The sequence below is a fragment of the Piscicoccus intestinalis NBRC 104926 genome (assembly GCF_001515525.1).
Classification (GTDB): domain Bacteria; phylum Actinomycetota; class Actinomycetes; order Actinomycetales; family Dermatophilaceae; genus Kineosphaera; species Kineosphaera intestinalis.
This window is the reverse complement of the sequence record NZ_BCNQ01000057.1, coordinates 21969-29299: the sequence shown is the minus strand read 5'-3', so window position 1 is coordinate 29299 and position 7331 is coordinate 21969. Positions and strand designations below refer to the sequence as shown.

The 7331-nt window shown below is 69.5% G+C and carries 6 protein-coding genes; 1 reads left to right on the top strand and 5 read right to left on the bottom strand.

Annotated elements, in window-relative coordinates; all coding sequences use genetic code 11:
• Positions 1–1126, top strand: a 1126-nt coding sequence (alsS, locus tag PINTE_RS10735; RefSeq protein WP_068430000.1) for an acetolactate synthase AlsS, incomplete at its 5' end; no start/stop codon positions are given.
• A gap of 71 nt (positions 1127–1197) precedes the next feature.
• Here the strand turns inward: alsS and PINTE_RS10730 are convergent.
• The 5 genes from PINTE_RS10730 to PINTE_RS10710 all read right to left on the bottom strand — a co-directional run bounded on the left by PINTE_RS10730 (position 1198) and on the right by PINTE_RS10710 (position 7080).
• Complete coding sequence (locus PINTE_RS10730; protein ID WP_068429997.1) at positions 1198–2298, bottom strand: ABC transporter ATP-binding protein; 1101 nt, start codon at positions 2296–2298, stop codon at positions 1198–1200.
• Positions 2295–3404 (bottom strand): ABC transporter ATP-binding protein, encoded by a 1110-nt coding sequence (locus PINTE_RS10725; protein ID WP_084343474.1) that lies wholly within the window; start codon positions 3402–3404, stop codon positions 2295–2297. The genes PINTE_RS10730 and PINTE_RS10725 overlap by 4 nt, the downstream gene beginning before the upstream one ends.
• Positions 3405–3414: 10 nt before the next feature.
• On the bottom strand, positions 3415–4380 hold the full coding sequence (locus PINTE_RS10720) for an ABC transporter permease (protein WP_084343473.1): 966 nt from the start codon (positions 4378–4380) through the stop codon (positions 3415–3417).
• On the bottom strand, positions 4373–5302 hold the full coding sequence (locus tag PINTE_RS10715) for an ABC transporter permease (RefSeq protein ID WP_068429992.1): 930 nt from the start codon (positions 5300–5302) through the stop codon (positions 4373–4375). The genes PINTE_RS10720 and PINTE_RS10715 overlap by 8 nt, the downstream gene beginning before the upstream one ends.
• 119 nt (positions 5303–5421) lie before the next feature.
• Positions 5422–7080 carry a peptide ABC transporter substrate-binding protein gene (locus PINTE_RS10710; protein WP_068429989.1) on the bottom strand — a complete coding sequence of 553 codons (1659 nt, stop codon included), beginning with the start codon at positions 7078–7080 and terminating at the stop codon, positions 5422–5424.
• Positions 7081–7331: the final 251 nt, after the last annotated feature.

Genomic DNA, 7331 nt, shown 5'->3' with positions numbered 1-7331 from the left:
CTGCCGCCGCCGCTCGGCCCCGGCGCCCGCCCTCGACGAGGCCGCCGAGATCCTGCGGTCCGCGAAGCTGCCGGTGATCCTCGCCGGCACCCGCGCCGCCTGCAACGCCGGCGTCGCCGCCCTGCGCGGCTTGCTGCACCGCACCGACCTGCCGGTCGTCGAGACCTTCCAGGCCGCCGGCGCCGTCTCCCGCGAGCTGGAGCACCACTTTCTCGGACGCGTCGGGCTGTTCCGCAACCAGCCCGGCGACGTGCTGCTGCATCAGGCCGACGTCGTGCTCGCCATCGGTTACGACGCCGTCGAGTACGACCCGCGGCTGTGGAACACCGACGACTCCCGCACGATCGTCGCCATCGACGAGGCCGAGGTCGACGTCGACGACCGCTACCGCCCCGCCCTCGAGCTGCGCGGCGACATCACGACCACCATCGAGGCCCTCGCCGACCGGCTCGACGGCCTGCGCCTGCCCGAGGCCGGCGCCGCACTCGTCGCCGCGCAACGGGCCCGCCTCGAGAAGGGTCAGAGCCTGCCCGAGCACGACGACTCCGCCGGCCTGCACCCCGCCCAGGTGTGCCTCACCCTGCGCGAGGTGCTGCCCGACGACGCCGTCGTGGCCTGCGACGTCGGCTCGCACTACATCTACATGGCCCGGCACTTCCGCACCTACGAGCCGCGCACCCTGCTGTTCTCCAACGGCCAGCAGACCCTCGGCGTCGCCCTGCCGTGGGCCATCTCCGCCACCCTCGTGCACCCGGAGCGCCAGGTCGTCTCGGTCTCCGGAGACGGTGGCTTCCTCTTCTCCGCCATGGAGCTGCAGACCGCGGTGCGCATCGGGGCCAACCTCACCCACATCGTCTTCAACGACGGCACCTACGACATGGTCGCCTTCCAGCAGGACATGAAGTACGGCCGCACCGCCGGCGTGCAACTGGGCGACTACGACGTCGTCGGCTACGCCCGCAGCTTCGGCGCCAACGGGCACCGCGTCACCTCCCGCGACCAGCTCGCCGACGTGCTGCGCACCGCCCTCGCGGAGCCGGGCCCAAGCCTCGTCGACATCCCGGTCGACTACTCCCGCAACCGGGAAGAGCTCGCCGCCCAGCTGCTCACGGAGGAACTCTCCTAGCGCGACCGCACGCAGACAGTGGGTCGGAACGCGCGACACCGCGCGCGCTCCGACCCACTGCCCGCAAGCCCTCAGGCCGGCGGCCGGAAGTCCTGCTCGTCGACCGGACGATCGCCAGGCTGAATATCCGCGAGCACCTCACGCACGCTGGCGAAGTGGCAGGCGGAGCGGTGCTCGGCGGTGCCGTCGGCACGGTCGACGAGCCCCGGCTCCGTGGTGCGGCACTCTTCCTGCGCCTTCCAGCAGCGGGTGTGGAAGCGGCATCCCGTCGGCGGGTTGGCGGGCGAGGGCACGTCGCCGTGCAGCACGATCTGCTCGCGCTTGCCGCGCACCGTCGGGTCCGGCACCGGCACCGCCGACAGCAGCGCCTGCGTGTACGGGTGGGTCGGGCGCTCGTAGATCTCGTCCTCGGTGCCGAACTCGACGATCTTGCCGAGGTACATCACCGCGACCCGGTCGGAGATGTGCCGCACCACCGACAGGTCGTGCGCGATGAACACGTACGACAGGCCGAGCTGGTCCTGCAGTTCCTCCATGAGGTTGACGACCTGCGCCTGCACCGACACGTCCAGCGCCGACACCGGCTCGTCGCACACGAGCACCTTGGGCCGCAGCGCGATGCCGCGGGCGATCCCGATCCGCTGGCGCTGCCCGCCGGAGAACTGGTGCGGGTAGCGGTTGATGTGCTCGGGGTTGAGCCCGACGAGGTCGAGCAGCTCCTGCACGGCCGCGCGCCGGCCCCGCTTCGGCACCGCGTCGGGGTGGATGTCGAAGGGCTCCCCGACGATGTCGCCGACGGTCTTGCGGGGGTTCAGCGAGGTGTACGGGTCCTGGAAGACGATCTGGATGTCGCGGCGCAGCTTGCGCATCGCCGACCCCGACTGGTCGTACATCTCGAGCCCGTCGAACGTCACCGTGCCGCTCGTCGGATCCTCCAGCCGCATCAGCAGCCGGCCCAGCGTCGACTTGCCGCACCCGGATTCGCCGACGATCCCGAGGGTCTCGCCGCGGCGCAGCTCGAAGCTGACGCCGTCGACGGCCTTGACGTGCCCGACGGTGCGGCGCAGCACGCCGCCCTTGATCGGGTAGTGCTTGACGAGGTCCTTCGCCTCGATGATGACGTCGCCGCCCGTCGAACGGCTCGCCGAGGTGGTCGTCGTCGCCGTGCTCATCGCACGCCCCCTTCGTCGGATCCGGACGCACCGGTCGTCTCGGCCTCCGCCATGACCTCACGCCAGAAGTGGCAGGCGGTCAGCCGGCCCGGGGCCACCTCCTCCAGCTGCGGGCGCTCGCGCCGGCACACGTCCTGCGCGAACCGGCAGCGCGGGTTGAACTCGCAGCCGGCCGGGATGTTCATGAGGTTCGGCGGCAGCCCGCCGATCGCGTACAGCTCCTGGCCCTTCTGGTCCAGCCGCGGGATCGAGTCGATGAGGCCGCGGGTGTAGGCGTGCGCCGGCTGCCGGTACAGGTCGAGCACCGGTGCCGTCTCCATGATCCGGCCGGCGTACATGACGGCGATCCGGTCGGCGACGTCGGCGACGACCCCGAGGTCGTGCGTGATGAGGATGAGCCCCATCGACCGCTCGGCCTGCAGCTCCTGCAGCAGGTTCATGATCTGGGCCTGCACGGTGACGTCGAGGGCCGTCGTCGGCTCGTCGGCGATGAGCACCGCCGGGTCGAGCGCGATCGACATCGCGATCATGATGCGCTGGCGCATGCCGCCGGAGAACTGGTGCGGAAACGCCTTGACCCGCTCGCGCGCCGCGGGAATCCGCACCTGCTCCATGAGCCGCACGGCCTCGTCGTAGGCGTCGGAGCGGTTCATGCCGCGGTGCACCCGGAACATCTCCGCGATCTGCCAGCCCACCGGGAACACCGGGTTCAGCGACGACAGCGCGTCCTGGAAGATCATCGAGATGTGCGGGCCGCGGATGTGCCGCCGCTGCTTCTCCGGCATGGCCAGCAGGTCGCGGCCGCAGTAGCTGATGCGGCCCCGCGGGATCTTCGCCGGCGGCATGTCGAGGATGCCCATGATCGCCTGCGCGGTGACGGACTTGCCGGAGCCCGATTCACCGAGCAGCGCAAGCGTCTCGCCCTCGTGCAGCTGCAGGTTCACGCCGTTGATGGCGTGCGCCACCCCGTCGCGGGTGTGGAACTCGACGTGCAGGTCGGCCACGTCGAGCAGCAGCCCGTCCGGGCCGGGCCGAAACTCCTCGTCCTGCTCGCCGCGGGTGGCGTGGGAGGCGCGGGAGGCGCCCTTCGTCGGTGTCGACGTCATGACTGACTCCTCATCGCGACTTGGGGTCGAAGGCGTCGCGGGCCGCGTCGCCGAGCATGATGAACGCGAGCACGCACAGGCTGAGGAACACGCTGGGGAAGAACAGGATGTGCGGGTACACCCGCAGGAAGTCCAGCCCCTCGTTGATCATCACGCCCCACGAGACCGCGGGCGGCACGAGCCCGATGCCGAGGAAGCTCAGCGTGGCCTCGACGACGATGAACACGCCGAGGTTGATCGTCGAGACGACGAGCACCGGAGCCAGCGAGTTCGGCAGGATGTGCGAGCGCACGATCCGCCACGGGCTGGCTCCCAGCGCCCGCGCCGCCTGGATGTAGTCGTTCGGCAGCACCTGCAGCACCGAGCTGCGCATAAGCCGGGCCAGGCTCGGCCAGCCGAGGATCGTCAGCGCGGCGACCACCTTGAAGACGACCAGCAGGTACGGCGTGCTCTGGTCGCTGGGGAAGGCGCTCATGAACAGGATGCCGCCGAGCAGCAACGGGATCGCGAAGAAGACGTCGGTGAGCCGGGAGACCAGCGTGTCGACCCACCCGCCGCGGTAGGCCGCGAGGATGCCGACGGCGCCGCCGATGAGCGTGGTGAAGATCGTCGTGAACAGGCCGACGAGGATCGAGGCCCGCGCGCCGTTGATCGTGCGCGAGTAGATGTCGTAGCCCTGCCCGTCGGTGCCGAACCAGTGCGCGGAGCTCGGCTCGAGGCGCACCCCGAACGTCTCCCGCGGGTCGGTCTGCGTGAACAGCTGCGGGAACGCGGCCATGACGACGAAGACCGTGATGAGGGCTGCCGAGATCCAGAACAGGGGCTTGCTGCGCAGCTCGCGCCACGCGTCGGCGTGCAGCGACCGGGTGCGCTGCTCGGCGGCGGGCTTGGTGGAGTCTTCGGTGGCGCCGGCCGCGGTCGCGGCGCTTCCGGCCTCGGCGCGGTCGGACTCGGGGGAGCGGTCGATGTCAGTCATGGCTGATCCTCGGGTCCAGGACGCCGTACAGCAGGTCGACGATGAGGTTGACGACGAGGTAGACGATCACCAGGGCGGTGACGGCGCCGACGACCGCGAAGCCGTCGCGCAGGTTGATGCTTTGGAAGATGTAGCCGCCGACGCCCTGGATGTTGAAGATGCGTTCGGTGACGATGGCCCCGCCCAGCAGCGCGCCGAAGTCGTACCCGATGAACGTGATGACGGGGATCATCGAGTTGCGCAGCGCGTGCAACCCGATGGCCCGGCCCTGCGAGAGGCCCTTCGCCTTGGCGGTGCGCACGTAGTCGGCGCGCAGGTTCTCGGCGAGATTGGTGCGGGTCAGCCGGGCCACGTAGGCCAGCGACAGCGAGGCGAGCACGAAGGCCGGGAGCAACAGCTGGTACATCGACGGATTTCGGGTCGTCACCGTCACCGGGAACCAGCCCCAGCGCACGCCGAGATAGAACTGGGCGAGCATGCCGATGACGAAGACCGGCACCGAGATGACGACCAGCGTGCTGAGTAGCACGAGTTGATCGAGGAACGAGCCTTTGCGGATCGCGGCGAGCACGCCCGCGGCGATGCCGATGACGGCCTCGATGACGAGCGCCATCAGGGCCAGCTTGCCCGTGATCTGGTAGCGCCGGCCGAGCTCCTCGGCGACCGGAACCCCGTAGGTGTTCTCGCCGAGGTCACCCTGGGCCAGCTGGCCCAGGTACTTGCCGTAGGCGACCGGCAGGGGGTCGTCGAGGTTGTACTGCTGTCGGATCTCCGCGACAACGGCCGGCGGGCAGGCGCGGTCTCCGCACTTGCCGGCCGACGGGTCGCCGGGCAGTTCGAAGACCATCGCGTAGATGAGGAAGGTGGCACCCAGCACCACCGGGATCATCTGCAACAGCCGCCGAAGCACATACGTGCCCATGGCTCCTCATCTCCTCAAGGAGGGGAAGACCGACTCGGTGAGGCCGGTCGAAACGAATGAGGCCGCCGCGCGCCCGCCGGGGGGATGACCCCCGGGCGGGCGCGACGACGGCTACGGCGTCACTGAGCGGTGACAGAGAGCAGGTCGGGACGACCCTGCCAGTTGACCTTGACGTTGCTGACCTTCTCGGACCAGCCGATCTGGGCCGTGTAGTACCACATGGGGATCGACGGCATGCCGGCGGCGAGCATCTTCTCCGCCTCCTGGTAGGCCGTGTCGGAGGCGGCACCCTCGGCCTTGGCGGCGTCGGCGAGCTTGGCGTCGAACTGCGGGTTCGAGTACTTGCCGTCGTTGCTGGAGCCACCGGTGCTGTACACCGCGGTGAGGAAGCTCTCGATGTGCGGGTAGTCGGCGATCCAGCCGGAGCGGAACATGCCCTGCATCTCCTGCTTGCCGATGCGGTCGCGGAACGTCGCGAAGTCGGTGACCGGGGTGGCCACACAGTCGACGCCGAGCGCGGTACGGATCGAGTTGCAGGTGGCGGTGACCCACGCCTGGTGGTCGGCGTCGGCGTTGTAGGAGATCGTCAGCTTGCCGGAGAAGCCGCCGGCCTGCTGGAGCAGTTCCTTGGCCTTCGTCGGGTTGTACGTGCAGTTCTCGCCGCACGCGCCCTCGACGTAGCCCTGCACACCCGGTGACACCCAGCCGGTGGCGGGCACGCGCGCGCCGTCGAACTGGTCGTCGATGATCTGCTGACGGTTGATCGCCATCGAGATCGCCTGTCGCAGGCGCGGGTCGGCGTAGTTCGGGGAGACATTGTCGGGGGCGAACGTGACGGTCTGGATCGCGGCGAACGGCTTCTCGGCCCACCGGTCCGGCAGGTCGGACTGGTACTTCTTGCCGACGAGGGCGTTGGCAGGCATCTCGTCGAGCACGTCGAGGTTGCCGGCGAGCAGGTCGTTGTAGGCCGCGCCCACGTCCTGGTAGATGCGGAACGTGATCTGGTTGACCTGGCCCGCGAACTGGCCGGAGTAGCCGTCGAACTTCTGCAGCACGGCCTGCTGGCCCTGGGTGTAGTTCGTCACCTGGTAGGGGCCGGCGCCGATCGGCTTGTTGGCGAAGCCGGCCGGGTCGGCGAAGAAGGCGTCGGGCTGCGGGGCGAACGCGGTGTAGCCCAGGCGCACGGGCAGGTTGGAGACCGGCTCCGAGGTCTTGATCGTGAACGTGTGGTCGTCGACGACCTGCAGGCCCGACATCGTGTCGGCCTTCGGCGCCGGCGCGGTCTGCGGGCCGTCCGCCCCGTCCGGGTCTTCGGACTGAACGTCCTTGAAGCCCTCGATGGGCTCCATGAAGTAGCTGAGGTACTGGGAGTTCTTGGAGTTCGCGGTGTAGTTCCAGGCGTCGACAAAGTTCTTCGCCTTGACTTCGGTGCCGTCCTGGAACTTGTACCCCGGCTTGATCTTCACCGTGAAGTTCTGGTTGTCGCTGGTCTCGACCGACTGGGCGATGTCCGGCTGAGGCTCGCCGGTGTCGGGGTTGTACCGGAACAGCGTCGCGGCGAACAGCTCGACGATGTCGTGCCCGCAGCTCTCGCCGGTGTCGCCGCCGATGAGCGGGTTCTGCGGCTGGCACCCACGCACGACGATGTCGCCGCCGGCTCCGCCGCCACCGCCCGTCGCACTGGAGCCGGCGTCGCCGCCGCCACCCCCGCAGCCGGCCAGCAGCAGGGCGCCGGCGGACAGGCCCGCGACGACCGATGCACGTGTTCTTGCTCGCATGGATGCCTCCTCCATGGGTCCGCGCCCCACGGGACGGACGGTCGGATCGGCCCGGGGTCTCCGGGCCCGTGACAACACCTCGTGCCGGCTCACCGACACCGCAGGCGGTGCGCGCAACGGTAGACAGCAACTAGCGGTGCATCCGCTGTTGACGCGTGATTGTGACGTCCTCGTGTCCTTTTCCGCCCGGTTCGGGTGGCGCGCAACACATTCTGTTGACACCCGCGGAGCCGTGTCGTTAGCTCGGTCGT